Source organism: Streptomyces sp. NPDC042336, from assembly GCF_055581985.1.
This window is the reverse complement of the sequence record NZ_JBVJEA010000041.1, coordinates 1-17375: the sequence shown is the minus strand read 5'-3', so window position 1 is coordinate 17375 and position 17375 is coordinate 1. Positions and strand designations below refer to the sequence as shown.

The following is a 17375-nucleotide window of genomic DNA, read 5'->3' as shown; positions in this document are numbered from 1 at the left end:
CATGCGTTTCGAACCGATCGCCATCGTCGGCCGGGGCTGTGTCCTGCCCGGCGCATTGGACCCGGACGGGTTCTGGGAGAACGTCGCCGCCGGGCGTACGAGTCTGACGGCGGCCCCGGAAGGCCGGTGGCGGCTGCCGCGTCATCGGGTCATGGGCACGGTGGACGACCATCTCGACCGCACCTGGACCGACATCGGGGGGTACGTCGAGGGGTTCGAATCCGTCTTCGACCCGGAAGGCTTTCTCCTTTCCCCGGAGCGGATCGCGACGCTGGACCCGCTCTTCCACTGGGTGCTCTACGGGGTACGGCAGGCGCTCACGGAGGCGGGCCGCACCACACCGCTGCGGCGCGGCGGGCTGATCCTGGGCAACCTGTCGTACCCCACCCCCACCGGGGCGGCCTTCGCCGAACACGTCTGGCTGTCGGCGCAGCGCCCGGAGCTCCGCGAAGCGCTGCTGACGGGTGGACGCCACCCCCGCCCCGATGCCCGCAACCGCTTCTCCTCCGGCCTCCCGGCCCTGCTCGCGGCCCGCGCCCTCGGGCTCGGGGCCGGGGCGTGGTCCCTCGACGCGGCCTGCGCCTCCTCGCTGTACGCGATCAAGCTGGCGTGCGACCGCCTGCACGACGGCACGGCCGACCTGATGGTGGCCGGTGCGGTCAGCCGGCCCGACCCTCTCTACCTGCACGTGGGGTTCTGCGGTCTGTCCGCGACGAGCCGTACGGGGCGCAGCCGCCCCTTCGACCGGGACGCCGACGGGCTGGTGCACGGCGAGGGCGCCGGGTTCGTCGCCCTGACGCGGCTCTCCGACGCCCGCGCGGCGGGGCTCCCCGTGTTCGGCGTGATCCGCGGGGTGGGGCTGTCCAACGACGGGCGGGGGTCCGGTCTGATCAGCCCGTCCGAGGAGGGCCAGGTGCGGGCGATGCGCCTGGCGTACGAGGCGGCGGGCGTCGCTCCCGAGTCGGTGTCGCTCGTCGAGTGCCATGCGACGGGAACCCCGGTCGGCGACGCGGTGGAGGCACGGGGCATGGCCCGGGTCTTCGGGGCCGCCGACGACGTGCCGATCGGTTCGGCGAAGTCGAACATCGGGCATCTGCTGGCCTCGGCGGGCGTGGCGGGGCTGCTGAAGGTGCTGGGTGCGATGCGCTCCGGGGTGCGCCCGGCGACACTCGGCGCGCGTCGGCCGCTGGACGCCCTGTCCGGTACGCCGTTGCGCGTGCTGGACACCGCGGAGCAGTGGGCGGGACCCCGCAGGGCGGCGGTCAGCGCGTTCGGGTTCGGCGGGACCAACGCCCACCTGCTCCTCGACGACCCGGACGACGCTCCCCCGCCCTCCGTGCCCCGGCCGGCGTACGGACCGCGGCCCAGCGCGCGGCGGGCCGCACCGGCGGACCGGGCACCGCAGGACCCGGTGCCGGAACCCGACGCGCCGGACACCCCGGCCGCGGCAGCCGACAGCGGTGCGCCGGGCGACCGTACGCCCGGGGCATGCGCGGTACCCGTGGCGATCGTCGCCATCGGGGCGCGGGTCGGGGAGGGAACGTCGGTCGAGGACCTCCGCCAGGCGGTGCTGGGCGGTGAACGGCGCGGCCCGGTCGCGGAGATCGCCGTGCAGCTGACGGGCCTGTGCTTCCCCCCGCTCGCCCTGGAGCGGACCGTACGCCATCAACTCCTGGTGCTGGAGGCCGCCCGGGAGGCCGCCCGGACGGTGAAGCTGCCCCGGGAGCGGACCATGGTGGTCATCGGTACCGGCGTGGACCCGGAGGTGGCCCGGGCGGGCGCGCGCTGGCGGATTCCCCACTGGCTGGAGGAGTCGGGTGTGCCCGTCACCGCGGCGTGGGTGGACCTCGCCCGGGACGCCTTCACCCCGCCCATGACGGCGGAGGGGGTGGTGGGCAGCATGCCGAACCTGGCGGCGAACCGCATCAGCACCCAACTGGACCTGGCGGGACCGAGTTTCACGGTGTCCGCCGAGGAGGCGTCCGGGCTGGTGGCGCTGGAGGCCGCGGCCCGCGCCCTGCGGTCGGGGGAGGTCGACGCCGCGCTCGTCGGCGCCACCGACCTGTCCTGCGAAGCGGTCCACCGGGCCGCCGTGCAGGAGTCCGCTCCCGGCGTGGAGCCCGGTGACGCGGCGGTCGTCCTGGTCCTCAAGCCGCTGGACGCCGCCCGCCGGGACGGGGACACCGTCGTCGCCGTGCTGGACGAGGAAGCCGGCGACGAACCCGACATGGTCATCGGCGACGGCCCGGACGCCGGATTCGATCCTGCGTCCGCCTTCGGGCGCGCCCATGCGGCATCCGGGCTGGTGTCCGTCGCCGTCGCGGCGCTCTCGCTCCAGCACCGCGCGGTCCCCCGCCCCGACGCGCCCGCCGACACGGCGGCCGTCACCCACACCGCGCGGGCCGTCGCCGTACCGGCGGAGGGGCCGGCCATGAGCGTCCGGCTGCGCGCCGGGGACCCCCGGCCGTGGCTGCCGGGGCCCGCCCCGCGCCTGCGCGTCTTCTCCGGCGCGGACCGCGCTCAGGTGCTGGCCGCGCTGGAGGCCGGGACCGAGTCCTCTGCGGGTCCGGCCCGGCTGGCTCTCGTGGCGGACGGCGGCACCGCCTGGGCGGAGCGCCGCGAAGCGGCCCGTCGCTGGCTGGCGGAGGGCGGGGCCCGCCCGGCGGATGTCCTGTACCGGGACGCGCCGGTCGGCGGCGAGACCGCCTTCGTGTACACCAACGGCTCGGCCGCGTACCCCGGGATGGGCCACGCGCTGACGCTGGCGTGCCCGTCGCTGGGCGAGAGCGTCCGTGCCGGGCACCGGGCGATCGGGACGCGGCTGCGCTCCGGGAGGGGGCCTGGCGTACTCGACCAGATCTGGTCCGTCGCCGAACTGGCGGTCTTCCACACCGTGTTCAGCCGTGAGGTGCTGGGCCTGCGGCCGGACGCCGCGATCGGCTACTCCTCGGGCGAGTCGACGGCGCTGGTCGCGCTGGGCGCGTGGCCGGACGCCTCGGGGCTGTACGAGGCGACGCGGGAGAGTGGGCTGTTCACCACGGAGCTCACGGGTGAGCTGCGGGCGGTGCGGCGCTACTGGCGGCAGCGCGGCATCGGCGGTGACCGCTGGTCGAGCTATCTGGTCGCCGCGCCGCTGGAGGCCGTGCGCGCGGAGCTCGCCGGGGAGCGGGCGGTCCATTTGATGGCGGTGAACGCGCCGGGGGTCTGCGTCGTCGGCGGCGAGTCCGGGGCGTGCGCGGCCGTGGTCACCCGGCTGGGCGTGGACCGGGCGATCGAGCTGGACTACGACATGGCCGCCCACTCCCCGGAGTTGGCGGAGGTCCGCGAGGTGTGGCGCGAGGCCCACCGCCGCCCCACGGTCGAGGTGCCGGGGGTCCGGTTCTACAGCGGGGCCACCGGCCGGGCGTACCGTCCGACGACCGAGCGGGCCGCCGAAGCGCTCACCGCTCAGGGACTGGGCACGATCGACTTCGCGGCGACGATCGAGCGGGCGTGGGCGGACGGTGTCCGCGTCTTCGTGGAGCACGGGCCCCGGAAGCTGTGCACCGGCTGGATCAAGCGGGTCCTCGGGGACCGGGAGTTTGTGGCCGTGGCGCTCGACACCCCGGACGACGCCGGGCTGCGCAATCTGTGCCTGGCCGTCGGTGAACTCGTGGTGGCGGGGGTGCCGGTGCGGGCCGACGCGTTGACCGCACGGCTCGCCGAGGCTGCTACCGGTCTGCCGACCCCCGGGCCCACCGTCACCGTTGCCGTACCCCCCACGCCCTGCGTGCCGCCCCTGGAGCCCGTCGTGACCGTCCTGCCCCGGGCCCCCGAGCTGGCGCCGGTGCCGACGGAGCGGCCCGCTCCCGGGGAACGGCCCGGTGCCCCGGTTGCCGCGGTATCCGCCGCCGCGGTGGGGCCGGTGTCCCGGCTGTCCGACCCGGCGTCCCCGGCATTGGGGTCGCCGGCGGTCGCGGGCACGATCGCCCGGCAGAGCCGGCGGGCCGCCCTGGTGCACGAGGAGATCATGGCCGCGCACGCGGAGGCCCACCGGCGATTCCTGCACGTGTCCGCGCTGGCCGTCACGGCGCTGACGGCGGGCGGCCGGGCGGACGCCGGACGCATGGCTGTTTCCCCACCCCAGGGTGGCGTTGCCTCCGTACCGCCGTCCGTCGCCCTCCCCGTACGACCGTCAGGCGCCCCGCCCGTCCCCGTGCGGCCGCCGGGCCCATCAGCAGCCCCGCGCCCCGGCACGGCTCCGGCTCCGGTCCCTGTCCCGGGGGCGAAGCCGGTGTTCGACCGGGCCCAGTTGGAGCACCTCGCCTCCGGGGAGATCTCCACGCTGTTCGGTCCGCGCTTCGCCGAGCAGGACCGGTACGCGGTGCAGACCCGGATGCCCGGACCGCCCATGCTCTTCGCCGACCGGGTCACCGCCATCGACGCGGTGCCCGCGGCGCTCGTCCTGCCGGGGCCGGTCCGCACGGACGGGCGGATCTGGACGGAGACCGACGTCCTGACCGACAGCTGGTATCTGGACGCGACGGGACGCATGCCGGCCGGCGTGCTGATCGAGGCGGGACAGGCCGATCTGCTGCTGCTCAGCTGGCTGGGGGCGGACCTGCTCAACCGGGGCGAGCGCGTCTACCGCCTGCTCGGCTGCGAGGTGACGTTCCATGGCGGCCCGCCCCGCCCCGGCGACACCCTGCGCTTCGAGATCCATGTGGACGGCCACGCGGAGGCGGGCGGGGTCCGGCTGGCCTTCTTCCACTATGACTGCTACGTGGACGGTGAGTTGCGGCTCAGCGTCCGCGAGGGCCAAGCCGGGTTCTTCACCCCCGCCGAGCTCGCCGCCGGTGGCGGGGTGCGCTGGGACCCGGTCGAGCACGCTCCCGGCGACGACCTTCCGTTCGACCCTCCGGCCGTACGCTGCGAGCGGACCCGCTTCGGTACGGACCGGGTGCGGGCCCTGGCGCAGGGGTCGCCCGCGGAGTGCTTCGGGCGGGGCTGGGAGGCGACGGCAGCCCATGTGCGGACACCCATGCTCGACGGGGAGCGGCTGCGCCTGCTGGACGAGGTCACCGTGTTCGACCCCGACGGCGGACCGTGGGGCCGAGGGTATCTGCGCGCCGAGACTGCGGTGTCCCCGGACGACTGGTTCTTCACCGGCCACTTCAAGAACGACCCCTGCATGCCGGGCACCCTGATGCTCCAGGCCGGTCTCCAGGCCATGGCCTTCCATCTGACGGCCTCGGGCCACACCGTCGACCGGGACGGCTGGCGTTTCGAGCCGGTCGATACCCAGCCGTCCCGGACCATGTGCCGGGGCCAGGTGACCCCGGAGTCCCGGAGGATCGTCTACGAGGTGTTCGTCCGGGGCATCTCGGCCGGGCCGGTGCCGACGCTCCACGCCGATGTCCTCGGGTCGGTGGACGGCAGGAAGGCGTTCCTGGGGCGCGGCATGGCACTGCGGCTGGTGCCCGACTGGCCGTTGTCGCAGTGGCGGGGCTCGGGCCCGCCCGCCGTGCAGGAGGACGGAGCGCCGGTGCCGCCGCAACGGCTCGGCGGGCTGTCCGGGCACCGGGAGGAAAAGGCGGTGGCCGTCGCGGACGATGGGTTCCGCTTCGACTACGCGTCATTGCTGGCGTGCGCCTGGGGCAGGCCCAGCGAGGCGTTCGGCACCATGTACGAACCCTTCGACGGCACCCGCAGGGTCGCCAGGCTCCCCGGGCCGCCCTACCACTTCATGAGCCGGATCGTCTCGGTGGACGGCGTCCAGGGCGGCATGCGAGAGGGCAGCGTCGTCGTCGCCGAGTACGAGGTACCGGAACGGGCGTGGTACTTCGAGCAGAACCCGTCCCGGTGCATGCCGCTCGCGGTCCTCATGGAGGTCGCGCTGCAGCCCTGCGGGTGGCTGGCTTCGTACGCCGGCAGCGCGACGACCAGCGAGCAGGACCTGCTGTTCCGCAACCTGGACGGAGTGAAGACGGTCACCGGCGAGGTCACCTCCGGGACGCGCACGATCCGCACCCGGGCCGAACTGACCCGTGTCTCGCGCAGCGGGGACATGATCATCGAGTCGTTCCGGGTGGTGTGCACGGCCGACGACGCGCCCCTCACCGAACTCACCACGGTCTTCGGCTACTTCCCCCGGTCGGCGTTCGACGACCAGCAAGGGCTGCCGGTTCCGGCCGAGGAACGCGCCCGTCTCGACGAGCCCTGCGACCGAGTGGTCGACCTGACCGCTAGGCCCGCCCGCTACTGCGCCGGGGAGCTGCGCCTGCCGGGCCGCATGCTGCTGATGCTGGACCGGGTCACGGGCTCCTGGCCGGAGGGCGGAAGCGCGGGGCTCGGCCGACTGCGGTCGGAGAAGGACGTGCGCCCGGACGCCTGGTTCTTCCGGGCCCACTTCTTCCAGGACCCGGTGCAGCCCGGCTCCCTGGGGGTCGAGGCCATGTGCCAGCTGCTCCAGTACCACCTGATCGAAGGCGGCGCGGCGGACGGGATCGTCCACCCCCGGTTCGATCCGGTGCTGCCCGGCCGGGAGACGGTGTGGACGTACCGGGGCCAGATCACCCCCGCCAACCGGCTGATCCGGGTGGACATGGACATCGTGGAGACCGGTACGGACGCACGCGGGCCCTATGCCGTGGCGGACGCGACGCTGTGGGGCGACGACACGTGCATCTACCGGGTACGGGGGCTGGGGATGCGGGTGGTGTCGGACCCTCCGCCCGTGCGGTGATCTGCTCGGTCCTCCATCCCGAGGTTCGGCCGCCAGGCTCGAACGACCGCCGTGCTGGCCCTCGCCGCCGGGCAGGCTGCCTTCCCTGTCCCGGCGGTGATGCGTTCTGTCCGGGGCTGGCCGGGTCGGGGCCGCCGGCGACAACGCAGCCATGGAGAGCTTCTTCGCACTGCTGCAGAAGAACGTCCTCGACCGCCGCGTCTGGGCCACCCGCCAGGAATTGCGGATCGCGATCGTCACCTGGATCGAGCGGACCTACCACCGGCGCCGACGGCAACGACGCCTGGGCCGATTGACCCCCGTCGAGTACGAGACCATCATGACCCCACCCGCAGCTCTGGCTGCGCAAACCGCCGCTGTCACCCGATCATGCAGCAGTCCCGATCTGCACGCTCCTGGCAAGATTCCCCTGACGTTGGGGTGTGCGACGGAGACATGACCACCGTGGCCCGGCTCTGGAAGGCCTCAACACCGGCACTCCACTGCCGGCAGGCCCTGACGCAGGGTGCCGGGGACGCCCCAGAGAACGTGTCCTCCGACCGCCTCGCCGCGATCGATCCGGCTCTACCGGGCGCAGGTCGCCGTCGACCGGATCCGTTGACCCGATGCTGGGTGCCATGACAGCCGACATTGGCCCGTGCGCGTACTGGCCGGGCGCCCCGGTCGAGTCGCAGGTACGCATCGGCGACCGGCGGATGTCGTCCCAGTGCCGAACGAACACTCCGGTACACCGCTGGCCGCAGCCCGACGCCTGCCTCAGGCAGGCGGCTCACGCGCTACGACAATCACCGTCGACCAGGGCGGTCGCTGCGTCTACTCCTACGGCAGCAACCAGTGCGCGAAGGACGCGGTCGTCGCCTTCCTGGCCACGTGCGAGCGGCCCGTGAGCGACCGCACCTGTGCGGCGCGGGCCCGCTGATCACGCCCCTCTCCCCCGGCGGCGCACCGCACGCGCCGCCGGTGCCGGTCCAGCCCCGACGGTCCGGCCTCGCCGGCGGTCAGGGCACCGGCCGGAGCCCAACCGAGCGCGCGTTCGCATGGCTGCACCAGTTCAAGCGCCTGCGCATCCGCTACGAGCGCCGGACAGACCTTCACCGGGGTCTCCTCGAACTCGCCTGCTCGATCATCTGCCTGCGGCGGCTCTTGCGATCATTCTGAGACGGTCAGTAAGGGCTCGCACGGAATCAACATGCTGGTTTGATCTTGGTGGGGCTGCTGTTGGCGAGGAACGCGGTGACGTCAGTGGGTGAGGCGTACCAAGCCGCAGCCGCCGAAGGCGATGCCGAGCTCGCCGCCGCCGACCAGGCCGGTCTGTACCAGCAGAGCGGCGACGACGATGCCGCTCGCACAGCCTACGAACGCGCCATCGCAACTGGTCACCCTCAGTACTCGCCCGCCGCCTCTTTCGAGGTGGCCGTCATGCTGGACCGGCTCGGTCATGAGCAAGAGGCAAGAAGCGTCTACCGTCGGATCATGGCGAGCGGTCATCCGGTACAGGGGGGCATGGCTGCCATCGACCTCGGCAATAGTCTCGCGGCCTCCGGAGGTTGCGCCGGGGCTGAGGAGGGATTCCAGCACGCGGCGAACGGCGCCTGGCAGGATGCCGCTGACCTCGCGACAGAAGCCAGGGAGCGGCTTCGCTCCATGCCTCGGTCCGATCAAGCCGACCACTTCCCGGGCCAGATGAGTCCGCGCTCACGCGGCATTGAATGACCAGAAGAGGGCCGCCCCGAGCCTTGAGACACTTACAGGCTGAGACTGCTTGACAGACCGCATAACCGCCTCGGACATCCACGAGCACCAGGCGGGCCGGTCCGCTCCGGCCCGGTTGAGGTCGTGATCCGCTGCGCACGACACGCAGCGCTGCCGTGCGGGCCGGGGCAGGTGAGACGGCAAGGCTACGGGCGAGACGCACGCGTGCGGACGCGCTGTTCCGTACGGAACGGCCTCCCCACTGCCTGCACTGGTTCGGACGGGTCAGCGGGCGGGCCCACCGGTCATACGACGGGGGCGGACCGGCAGGGTCCGGTGGCCGTTGCCGATCGCGGTCGGGAGGGTCCGCAACTCGCGAGCGGGAACAGCCAGTTCGATGTCCGGGAAGCGGGTGAAGAGCAGGCGGAGCGCCGTGGCCACCTCCATCCGGGCCAGCGGGGCGCCCAGGCAGAAGTGGACGCCGTGACCGAACGCCAGGTGGTCCTTGTTCAGGCGGGTGATGTCGAAGCGGTCGGCGGTGGGGCCGTGCCAGTCGGGGTGGCGGTTGGCGGCTGCGTAGGAGGCGAGGATCGCCTCGCCGCGGGGAATCGTCCGGCCGTCGGGCAGAGCGATGTCCGTGAGGGCGTAGCGCAGCGGGAGGTGCTTGAGGGCGGGTTCGTGGCGCAGCGTCTCCTCCACGACGTCGTCCCAGGTCGCCCGGCCCGCGCGGAGGTGGCTGAGTTGTTCGGGGTCGGTGAGCAGAGCGGTGACCGCCTGGTCGATGACGTTCACCGTGGTCTCGTAACCGGCGCTGATCATCAGCAGGAGCGTGTCGCGCAGCTCGCCGTCGGTGAAACCGCCGCCGTCGCCCTCGTCGTCGCGGGCGGCGATAAGAAGGGAAGTCATGTCGTCTGCGGGTTCGGCGCGCTTGGTGGCGATCAGGTCGTCGAGGGCCTTATAGAGGGACGCCGTGTTCTCGGCGGCCTGCGCGGCGGTGGCCGTGGTGTCGAAGACGCCGTCCACCACGTTGCGGAAGCCTTGGAGTTGACTGTCGGGGATGCCCATGAGGCGGCCCAGGACCGCGATGGGCAACGGGTACGCGAAGTGTTCGCGCAGGTCAACGCTCTCCCCGGCAGGCCGCGCTTCGAGGTCGTCGAGGAGCATCGTGACGATTGTCTCCACGCTCGGGCGCAGGTCCTGGACGCGGCGGGCGCTGAGGGCCGGCGCGACCATCCGGCGCAGCCTGCGGTGGTCGCCGCCGTACGCCGTGAACATGCTCTCGACAGCGATCCACAGGGCCAGCGGCCACGTGGACACGGTGTCGGCGTAGGCGGGCCAGTGGGCGCGGCCGTCCTTGGAGACCTGCGTGCTGGTGAGCAGTTGCTTGAGGAGGGCGGGGTCCGTCACCGACCAGACGGTCAGACCCAGGAGGTCCACACGGGTGGCCGGGCCACGGTCGCGTAACGCCTGGTCCTCGGCGTGGTGGTCGGAGGCTGCGGGATCCAGGACGAGGGGCGTCGACGACTGTTCGGGCATGGAGGCTCCAAGGCGGACGGCAGGGATGGCGGCAGCAGCTCGAATCGTCCGAGCGGTGAGCCGACGGCCCGGGTGTCGGTGTGGGTGACGGTCGGTGTCGGTCACGTACAACTGACCGTGCCGCCCACCGGCTTGTGACACCCGACCGGATCCGCTCTCGGCGTCACACCCGCTTCAGCAGGTCGAAGGACACGTCGCCACGCATCACTTCGAACGGGTCCTCCAGCTGGGCGACGACCGTCGCTCCGAGGTGCTGTCCGCGAGCGTGGACGGGCGGTCGGTGCGTACCGACTCGGACCTGACCGTCACCCCCGGGCACGGTCCGGAGGCGCTGGCCGAGGCGGACACCGTCGTCATCCCCCCGTTCGCGATCTCTCCGGCCTCGGCTGCCCCGGACCCTTCGGCCCTCGCCGCCCTGTCCCGTGTCCGTCCCGGCGCCCGACTGGTGTCCATCTGCACCGGCGCCTTCCTTCTGGCAGCCGCCGGTCTCCTGGACGGGCGCCGGGCCTCCACCCACTGGGCGCTCACCGACTACTTCCAGGAGCTGTTTCCCCGCGTCGAGTTCGACCCCGGGGTGCTCTTCGTGGACCACGGTGACGTGCTGTCCTCCGCGGGGGCGACGAGCGGTGTCGACGTCTGCCTGCACCTGGTGCGCCAGGACCACGGCAGTGAGGTGGCCAACCAGGTCGCCCGAACCTGTGTCATGCCACCGTACCGGGACGGCGGACAGGCACAGTACATCGAGCGGCCACTGCCGCCTGCAAGCGGAACCGGAACCGGGCCGACCCGCGACTGGGCGCTACACCGGCTGGACCTGCCTCTGTCGCTGGACGAGATGGCCGCGCACGCGGCTATGAGCGCCCGTACCTTCTCCCGGCGCTTCCGGGAGGGGACTGGCGTGAGCCCCGGCCGCTGGCTGACCCAGCAACGGTTGCGGCGGGCGCGGCACCTGCTGGAGTCCAGCGACCTGCCGGTGGAACGCGTCGCCCACGAGGTCGGCTTCGCCACCGCCACCTCGCTGCGGCGGCACCTGGCAGCGGAGGCGGGCGTCGCCCCGTCGGCATACCGGCGCACTTTCCGCACCTCGAGCCCGGCCGGAACAACGCCACGGAAGCCAGGATCCGAGGGCTGAGAAGCTCAGACCCAAAGCAACCCGACCTCACGGGCACCAGGCCGTCCCATGCGACGACGTCATTTCTCGGGTTCTGGCCGGCGCTGTGCCTCGTCGATCAGCCACTTCTGGAGGGATCGGTGGCGGAACTGGCACGTGCGCCCGGTGACGCGCAGCAGTCCGGCCCGGTGCGCCCACGCCAGAAACCGGGCGGGCCGCCGGCAGCAATTGCCGTGCGGCGCCGACCGTCGCGGACACCGCGTACCGCAGACGCCCTGACCGGCCACGTCCGGTCCTTCGCCCAGATGCTCACCGAGCGCCAGGGCCAACGGCTCCCTGAATGACTCGAGGCCGTCCACCAGGACGACCTGCCCAGTTTCCACACCCTCGCCGCGGGCATCGAGCGCGACCGCGACGCCGTGATCGCCGGCCTCACTCTGCCCCGGAACTCAGGCGTGGTCGCAGGACACGTCAACCGGATGAAGATGCTCAAGCGCCAGATGTTCGGCCGCGCGGGCTTCGACCTTCTGCGAAAACGACTCCTACTCGCTGAGTGACTCCTCAGCCCCCGCGCGAAGATCGTGGATCGGAAACGCCGCGGGTGAGCGACTTCCCTTGCATGCTTCGCCGTGTAGCTCTTCGGGCCGCAGCGCCCAGGCGATGGCCTCGCCCGGACCGCAGAATGAAGGATCGAGGTGGAACGTGGTCCGCGTCCCGAACGGTTTCGGCGCTATGAACTCTTCCCTGGGACCATTCGGGTCCATCCCGACCAGCGCCTGGCGATAGCCGTGGCCATCCAGCCACACTTCGATGACTGTGCGGACGCTGAGTGCGGCAGCTGCGGAGGGGGCCCAACGCTGCATGTCGAACACGTCGAGCAGGGAACCGAAGAATCCCGGCAGAAGCCTCTCCCGTTCATCGACGCCGGGGCGCTGATCGCTCTCCACGGTGAAGCTGACATCAGATCCGATCTCGATACTGATCTGTCCATGCCTGCCGTCGCGACGGTGCAGGGCGTCCCAGGCCACCGCCCGCAGGACCTCGGTGGGAAGCTCGGGACTGCCCTGGTCGACGAGGAAATACCTCGCTGGGCGTCGCCGCACGCGCTCCACGAAATCGACTACCCGAAGCTGCTCGACGGTGAACCTCCCCACTCGCCCTCCCCTTCTCTGCACTTTTCAGCCAGCCACAGCCGATCATGGCACCCACCAACAGCAAGCACCACGCTCCCCGATCGTCAGTAACCGTGACGGGTTGTCACCAATCACGGAAGCCGCCCTGAGGCGCCGTCCGGGCGGGAACGACCGAGCCGAAGCCCGCGGCCGGGTGCCTGCGGGCAGACCACGCGCCAACGCGAGCTCTGCCGGGTGTCCTTGACAGCGTCGGTTGCAGCCAATAGCAGTTCAAGGACGGTCGCGGGCCGGGTGGACCGGCCTCATGATGTTTGCTGCCCACCATCAGTCAAAGACGGGGCTGGTGGCAAGCCGAGCGTGGACGCGGATGAACCGTCCCAGCGGCTGGAGCGGCCGGTTATCGGGCTGGTGCGTCACCAGCAGCACTCGGTCCTCCAGCGACAGCTTCCACGGTCGTCCCCGGCCGGAAGCGTCGGCGCCCTCGCGTCGCAGCTGCGCCACCAGCTGCCGAAAGCCGCCGGGCTCAGCCCAGTGAACGGAGCCATCCAGGACGGTACCGACGTCGTCATCACGCCACTCACATAGTGATCATTCCACTGAGACTATGCATGACCGCGGTCGTCTCTGACTCGAAAGTCCCATTCCCTACGGGGAATTGTCGGTCTCCACCGCGCCCCGCAGGATCTGGTCCGAATGGACCTGCCCGCGCAAGGAGACGAAGATGATCGAAATCGACCCGCAGCAGTTGGCCGACCGCTACATGGCTCAATGGAATGTGCCCGATGCGGTAGAGCGCCGCGCGGCCATCGAGCAACTCTGGGCCGAGGACGGCACCCATATCCTTCACCCGCCTGCGGAGATACGGGAGACCGCCGCGGAGCTCGGCTTCGACCACCCGACTCTGGAGGCACAGGGATACGACGCCATCGAGACCCGAGTGGCGCGAAGCTACGAGCGGTTCGTCGAGAAACAGGGATTCGCTTTCCGGGCGCGCCCCGGGGCGATACGCCTCAACGGCGTGGTCAGGATCGGCTGGGAGGCGGTGTCCACCGCAACCGGCGACGTGGTGGGCGGTGGTTCGGACATCGTCGTACTTGACGACAACGGCCGCATCAAGACCGATTACATGTTCCCGGGCTCCTGAGCGGCGGCAGCAAAACCCATTGCCCCGGCGGCTGCTGAGAGAGCCTCGGCCGTCGTCGGGTCGGTCGGCAGAAACGCCTCCAGCTTCAGCTCGGCAAGCGTCACGTCGACGGCGGTCGCGAAGGTCGTCACAGTCGTCATCAGGCGGAGCTCACCGTACGAGGACCGCAGGCGGAGTGGCACCGCGAAACCGAGTTGCCCGGCGGACGGCTCCAGCTCGGGAACGTACCCGGTGAGCTCGGCGCGCAACTCCTCCAGATGGCCAAGGCGCACCAGGATGTGGCGCGCCCACTCGGCGAGGTTGAGGATGCGGGGAGCCAGTCCGTCGGGATGCAGCGCCAGGCGGTAAATATTCGTGCCGGGACCCACCAGCTCGTCAGCCGCGCCCTCGGTGATCAGGTCGAATGCGGCGTTCGCGGCGATCAGGTCACCGCCTCGGTCCACAACCAGCGCCGGATACGGCAGATGCCCGCGGAGGATGTGGTCGATCGCCGTGCGCACGGGGGCCAGCACCGGTTCGTCCAGTGAACTCTCCGGGTAGGCGGGCGCATACCCGGCGGCCAGCAGCAGTTCGTTGCGCTCCCGCAGCGGCAGCTCCAGCGACTCGGCCAGGCGCACGACCATGTTCCGGCCCGGGACAGACCTGCCGGATTCAATGAAGCTGAGGTGGCGCTGGGTGGTGCCCGCTCGCAGCGCCAGATCGAGCTGGCTGACATGACGGCGGGTACGACGTTCACGAAGCGTGCGAGGGAAGTCCACGGGCCTGTTGTATCGGCGGCGCAAGGTCCCAGGCCATTCCCCGCAGGGAATTGTCGCCACTTGCACCGGTCCTGAACATTGCCGACATGGACATCGGTGTACTGCTTCCGACCGGAACCGCCCAGTGGGGCCCTGCCGACGACCCTCGTGAGCTGGTTGCCTTCGGCCGCTACGCCGAACGCTTGGGGCTCTCCTCGCTCTTCGTCAACGATTCTCTGATCAGCCCGCGCATCGAGGCGCTCACGATGCTGGCCGTACTCGCCCCGGTGACCCGGACCGTGACACTGGGCACAGCTGCACTGATGCCGTTCCTCCGTCGGCCGGTCCAGGCCGCGCAGGCACTTGCGTCGATCGACCTGCTGTCCGGTGGCCGGCTCACCGTGACCGTCGGCGCCGGCTTCCCTGGCCGCTTCGGGCGGCCCCTGTACACACTGTCCGAGCTGCCGTGGGAAAGGCGCTTTGCCCGCCTGGACGAGACTGTCGCGCTGTGGCGTGCCCTGTGGGACGGCGCCGACGCCTTCCACGGCGAGATCCTCCGGTTCGATGACATCCCGCCCACGACGAGGCCGTCCCGAGCCGGCGGCCCGCCCATCTGGCTCGGCGGCGCGACCCCCGCAGCACTGGCCCGCACTGGCCGACAGTACGACGGATGGCTGCCCTACCCGCCTGCCCCCGCCGACTACACGTCCGGCCTCCGCAAGGTCCACAAAGCGGCGACCGAAGCGGGACGCGAGACCGAGGACATCACCCCCGCACTATTCGTCTCGGTATGGATCGACAACGACATCGAGAGCGGCCGTCGGGCACTGGACGACTACGCGCGGGTCACATACGGCATGCCACTGGAGGAGCTGGAAAAGATCCAGGCAGTTGTCACCGGCTCCGCGGACCAGGTGCTTGAGCATCTAAGACAGTACGTCGCCGCCGGTGCTCGGCACATCGTCGCCCGCCTCGGTGCCCTGGACCTGCATTCCCAGCACGACCAGCTCGAACAGATCGCAGACCTGATCCCCGCCGTTCAAGCGGCAGCGGATCACGCCTCCACCTCGGAAGGCTCCTGAGCCTGGCCCAGTCGACACGAAGCGACGATTACGGACCCTGGATGGGCAGGTGTGCCTCTGCTGGATGGCGGAGGATGCCGCCCGGTGGAGGGTGTAGCGGGTGCGCCTGCCCTCCCGCTCGCCACTGAGGTAGCAGCCTGTTCGAGGTCTGTGACGATGCTCAGGGCTTGGTCAGCTGCTGCCGCAGCCCGCTCTCACCGGTCAGCCGCCGCCCGTCGGAACGGGCCCGGTCGACCAGCATCGAGATCAACTGCTCGTCCGACACCCTCTCCACGGCCGACTCGACTACCGGCTCCTCCACCGTCTCGTGCTCGCTGATGGTCTCGATCACTTCAGGCGTCTCCTTGATCACCGGATCCGCCGTCTATTGGACACCCCCTACTTCGGTTGCAGGCCGGGGAGCGGAACGGGTCGCAGTCGTTGGAGTCAGTCGCTTGCACTCTGCGGTGGGAACCGCGCCGGGCGACGACATGCACGAATCCTCGTCGGGCGTGCACACGGCCAGGGGGCGGGATCAGCCGCTTCACCTCCCCCCAGCGGACGCTCTCGCCCGCGGTCTTCCGGCTCCCATCCTTCACCGGCCCGGTGGTCAGGAAACGACCGAGAGCGCACGGGGTCACAGGGCGGACCGGTGGCCAGGGCCTGTAGCGCGATGCGGGCGCGCCGCCGGGGAACTCAGGACGCGCCGGGCGCATACACCGACGTGAACGTCCAGTCGCCGGAGCCGACCCAGTAGACGGCCTCGCCCTACCCGCAGCGCCGGAGCCTCGCTCCGGCGGGCGCCGTGGCACGTCCTTCGGTGAACGGCACGTGGACCTCTCCCGTTCGGCGCCGTCGCGGTCCGGCCGGGACTCCGCCCGTTCTCCGCCCCCGTCCTCGTCCACGCCGCGGCCCTGGCCTGCGCGATTGGAGCGTCAGCGGGTTGGTGGAGCATCACACAGCAGCTGGTGCGCGTCGTACCCGCCGTCGCGGCCCTGGTGGCGGCACATCGGGGGGATGCCCGCGCGCGACCGTTCCCGTCGAGGCGACGGGTGCCGTCGCGGGACTGTCGGCGCTTGCGCTCGCCATGACGGATCTCCCCACGCTCGCCCCGGTGGTCTCCCTCGGCGGTGTCGTCGCGGCCGGGACCGCACTGCGAGCCGAGCGACGGCGGGCCGGCTACGCGGCTGCCGCGCCGTTCCTGTCGACCGCGTGGATACGCCCGGCGACCTGGGGCCGGTGGGCCGCACGGCAGGCCCTCCACCGCCGCCGGAGACGCCGGACCGCACGTCCCGGGCCGGTATCACCCTCCGGCGAAGAGTTCGGGATGCGCCGTGAGTTCGACCCGGGTGCGACGAATGTGCCCCGTGAGGTACCGCTCGCCGTCCTCGGCGTCACGGCGCCGCACGGCGTCCAGGATCAGTCGGTGCTCCGCGTTGACGACGGCGGCCCGTCCCGGGTCCGCCAGCTCCATGAACGCCCGACGGTAGTGCTGCGTCGCGTTCCACAGCCGCTCCGTCATGGCGAGCAGGTGGTCGCTGGGGCAGGCGGCGTAAGTCGTCATGTGGAAGTCCCGGTCCAGGAGCAAGAACCGCTTGACGTCGCTCTGGCTCTCGATCTCGCCCTGGATGCGTTCCAGGTCGCCCAGGTGGTCGGCGGTGAGACGGGGGAGGCTCTCTGTCAGGGTCAGGGGCTCGAGGCGCTCACGCATACGGTAGTGGATGTGCACGTCCTCGAGGCTGAGCACAGGTACGCGTGACCCCCGGTTGGGAAACGACTCCGTGAGCCCTTCCGACTCCAGGATCCGCAACGCCTCTCGCACCGGGATCCGGCTGGCGCCGAGACGCGCCGCGAGTTCGTCCTGGCGCAGCCAGGTACCGGGGCTCAGCTCTCCGGCCAGGATCTCTTCTCGCAGGATGTCGGCGATGTGCCGGCTCCTGACGCCTTCCGAGCCACCCGGACCACTGGCGCGTACAGGAGTCAAGAGCGGTCACCTCCAAGCAGTCAGGGTCCGTGCTGGGCTCTGCTGCAAGAATAGGACACGGCCTCGTGCGGGCGGGGCCCCGTCGGCCCGCACGGGCAACCGGTACGGCCGGGCCGCGGGGCCCGCGGGCAGAACAGCGAGCCGGTGACGGGGATGGCGAAGTCCAGGATGCGGTCGTGCGGTGCCGACGCGGTGCCCAGGAACATCCGCTCCAGCATCGTCTCCGTCACCTCGGGGGTGCGGGCGTAGCCGA

10 protein-coding genes and 6 pseudogenes are annotated in these 17375 nt (G+C 71.4%); 9 read left to right on the top strand and 7 right to left on the bottom strand.

Annotated features, from left to right (window positions below; all coding sequences use genetic code 11):
* Position 1: 1 nt before the first annotated feature.
* The 5 genes and pseudogenes from ACZ6IM_RS39810 to ACZ6IM_RS39790 all read left to right on the top strand — a co-directional run bounded on the left by ACZ6IM_RS39810 (position 2) and on the right by ACZ6IM_RS39790 (position 8437).
* Entirely contained in the window at positions 2 to 6724 is a 6723-nt protein-coding gene (locus ACZ6IM_RS39810; RefSeq protein ID WP_469563933.1) for a beta-ketoacyl synthase N-terminal-like domain-containing protein, read from the top strand.
* Positions 6725 to 6842: 118 nt separating this feature from the next.
* Positions 6843 to 7067, top strand: a pseudogene (locus ACZ6IM_RS39805) (integrase core domain-containing protein); the annotation flags it as partial.
* Between the two features lie 363 nt (positions 7068 to 7430).
* Positions 7431 to 7643, top strand: a complete 213-nt coding sequence (locus ACZ6IM_RS39800) for an alpha/beta hydrolase (RefSeq protein WP_469563930.1) — start codon at positions 7431 to 7433, stop codon at positions 7641 to 7643.
* A 59-nt stretch (positions 7644 to 7702) separates the two neighbouring features.
* Positions 7703 to 7882, top strand: a pseudogene (locus tag ACZ6IM_RS39795) (IS5/IS1182 family transposase); the annotation flags it as partial.
* 48 nt (positions 7883 to 7930) lie between these two features.
* The gene (locus ACZ6IM_RS39790) at positions 7931 to 8437 is read left to right on the top strand and encodes a tetratricopeptide repeat protein (protein WP_469563966.1); all 507 of its coding nucleotides are present in this window, start codon (positions 7931 to 7933) and stop codon (positions 8435 to 8437) included.
* Between the two features lie 264 nt (positions 8438 to 8701).
* Here the strand turns inward: ACZ6IM_RS39790 and ACZ6IM_RS39785 are convergent, their stop codons facing one another.
* Positions 8702 to 9952: a cytochrome P450 family protein gene (locus ACZ6IM_RS39785; protein ID WP_469563927.1), complete on the bottom strand. Its 1251-nt coding sequence runs from the start codon at positions 9950 to 9952 to the stop codon at positions 8702 to 8704.
* A gap of 193 nt (positions 9953 to 10145) precedes the next feature.
* Here ACZ6IM_RS39785 and ACZ6IM_RS39780 point away from each other — a divergent pair.
* Positions 10146 to 11084: pseudogene (locus tag ACZ6IM_RS39780) on the top strand (GlxA family transcriptional regulator); the annotation flags it as partial.
* Between the two features lie 368 nt (positions 11085 to 11452).
* Positions 11453 to 11620 (top strand): annotated as a pseudogene (locus ACZ6IM_RS39775) (ISL3 family transposase); the annotation flags it as partial.
* Here the strand turns inward: ACZ6IM_RS39775 and ACZ6IM_RS39770 are convergent.
* Together ACZ6IM_RS39770 and ACZ6IM_RS39765 are read right to left on the bottom strand one after the other, a co-directional pair.
* The gene (locus ACZ6IM_RS39770) at positions 11606 to 12217 is read right to left on the bottom strand and encodes a hypothetical protein (RefSeq protein ID WP_469563924.1); all 612 of its coding nucleotides are present in this window, start codon (positions 12215 to 12217) and stop codon (positions 11606 to 11608) included. The pseudogene ACZ6IM_RS39775 and the gene ACZ6IM_RS39770 sit on opposite strands and share 15 nt — an antisense overlap.
* A gap of 393 nt (positions 12218 to 12610) precedes the next feature.
* Positions 12611 to 12777 (bottom strand): annotated as a pseudogene (locus ACZ6IM_RS39765) (IS5/IS1182 family transposase); the annotation flags it as partial.
* Between the two features lie 140 nt (positions 12778 to 12917).
* Between ACZ6IM_RS39765 and ACZ6IM_RS39760 the strand changes: the two are divergent.
* Positions 12918 to 13340, top strand: a complete 423-nt coding sequence (locus ACZ6IM_RS39760) for a hypothetical protein (protein WP_399936748.1) — start codon at positions 12918 to 12920, stop codon at positions 13338 to 13340.
* Here the strand turns inward: ACZ6IM_RS39760 and ACZ6IM_RS39755 are convergent.
* The gene (locus tag ACZ6IM_RS39755) at positions 13319 to 14098 is read right to left on the bottom strand and encodes a helix-turn-helix domain-containing protein (protein WP_469563921.1); all 780 of its coding nucleotides are present in this window, start codon (positions 14096 to 14098) and stop codon (positions 13319 to 13321) included. The genes ACZ6IM_RS39760 and ACZ6IM_RS39755 overlap by 22 nt on opposite strands.
* Positions 14099 to 14184: 86 nt before the next feature.
* On the opposite strand from ACZ6IM_RS39755, the gene ACZ6IM_RS39750 reads away from it, so the two are divergent.
* On the top strand, positions 14185 to 15159 hold the full coding sequence (locus ACZ6IM_RS39750) for an LLM class flavin-dependent oxidoreductase (RefSeq protein ID WP_469563918.1): 975 nt from the start codon (positions 14185 to 14187) through the stop codon (positions 15157 to 15159).
* A gap of 160 nt (positions 15160 to 15319) precedes the next feature.
* Here ACZ6IM_RS39750 and ACZ6IM_RS39745 read toward each other — a convergent pair whose 3' ends face one another.
* The 3 genes and pseudogenes from ACZ6IM_RS39745 to ACZ6IM_RS39735 form a co-directional block, all read right to left on the bottom strand.
* Positions 15320 to 15490: a hypothetical protein gene (locus ACZ6IM_RS39745; protein ID WP_238696687.1), complete on the bottom strand. Its 171-nt coding sequence runs from the start codon at positions 15488 to 15490 to the stop codon at positions 15320 to 15322.
* A 951-nt stretch (positions 15491 to 16441) separates the two neighbouring features.
* Entirely contained in the window at positions 16442 to 17122 is a 681-nt protein-coding gene (locus ACZ6IM_RS39740) for a GntR family transcriptional regulator (RefSeq protein ID WP_469563915.1), read from the bottom strand.
* Positions 17123 to 17142: 20 nt separating this feature from the next.
* Positions 17143 to 17375 (bottom strand): annotated as a pseudogene (locus tag ACZ6IM_RS39735) (hypothetical protein); the annotation flags it as partial.

What these genes read in the sequence shown, in the direction of transcription:
- ACZ6IM_RS39810 (WP_469563933.1), top strand. Translation starts at nt 2, where the DNA reads ATGCGTTTCGAACCGATCGCCATCGTCGGCCGGGGCTGTGTCCTGCCC.
- ACZ6IM_RS39785 (WP_469563927.1), bottom strand. Translation starts at nt 9,952, where the DNA reads ATGCCCGAACAGTCGTCGACGCCCCTCGTCCTGGATCCCGCAGCCTCC.
- ACZ6IM_RS39760 (WP_399936748.1), top strand. Translation starts at nt 12,918, where the DNA reads ATGATCGAAATCGACCCGCAGCAGTTGGCCGACCGCTACATGGCTCAA.
- ACZ6IM_RS39750 (WP_469563918.1), top strand. Translation starts at nt 14,185, where the DNA reads ATGGACATCGGTGTACTGCTTCCGACCGGAACCGCCCAGTGGGGCCCT.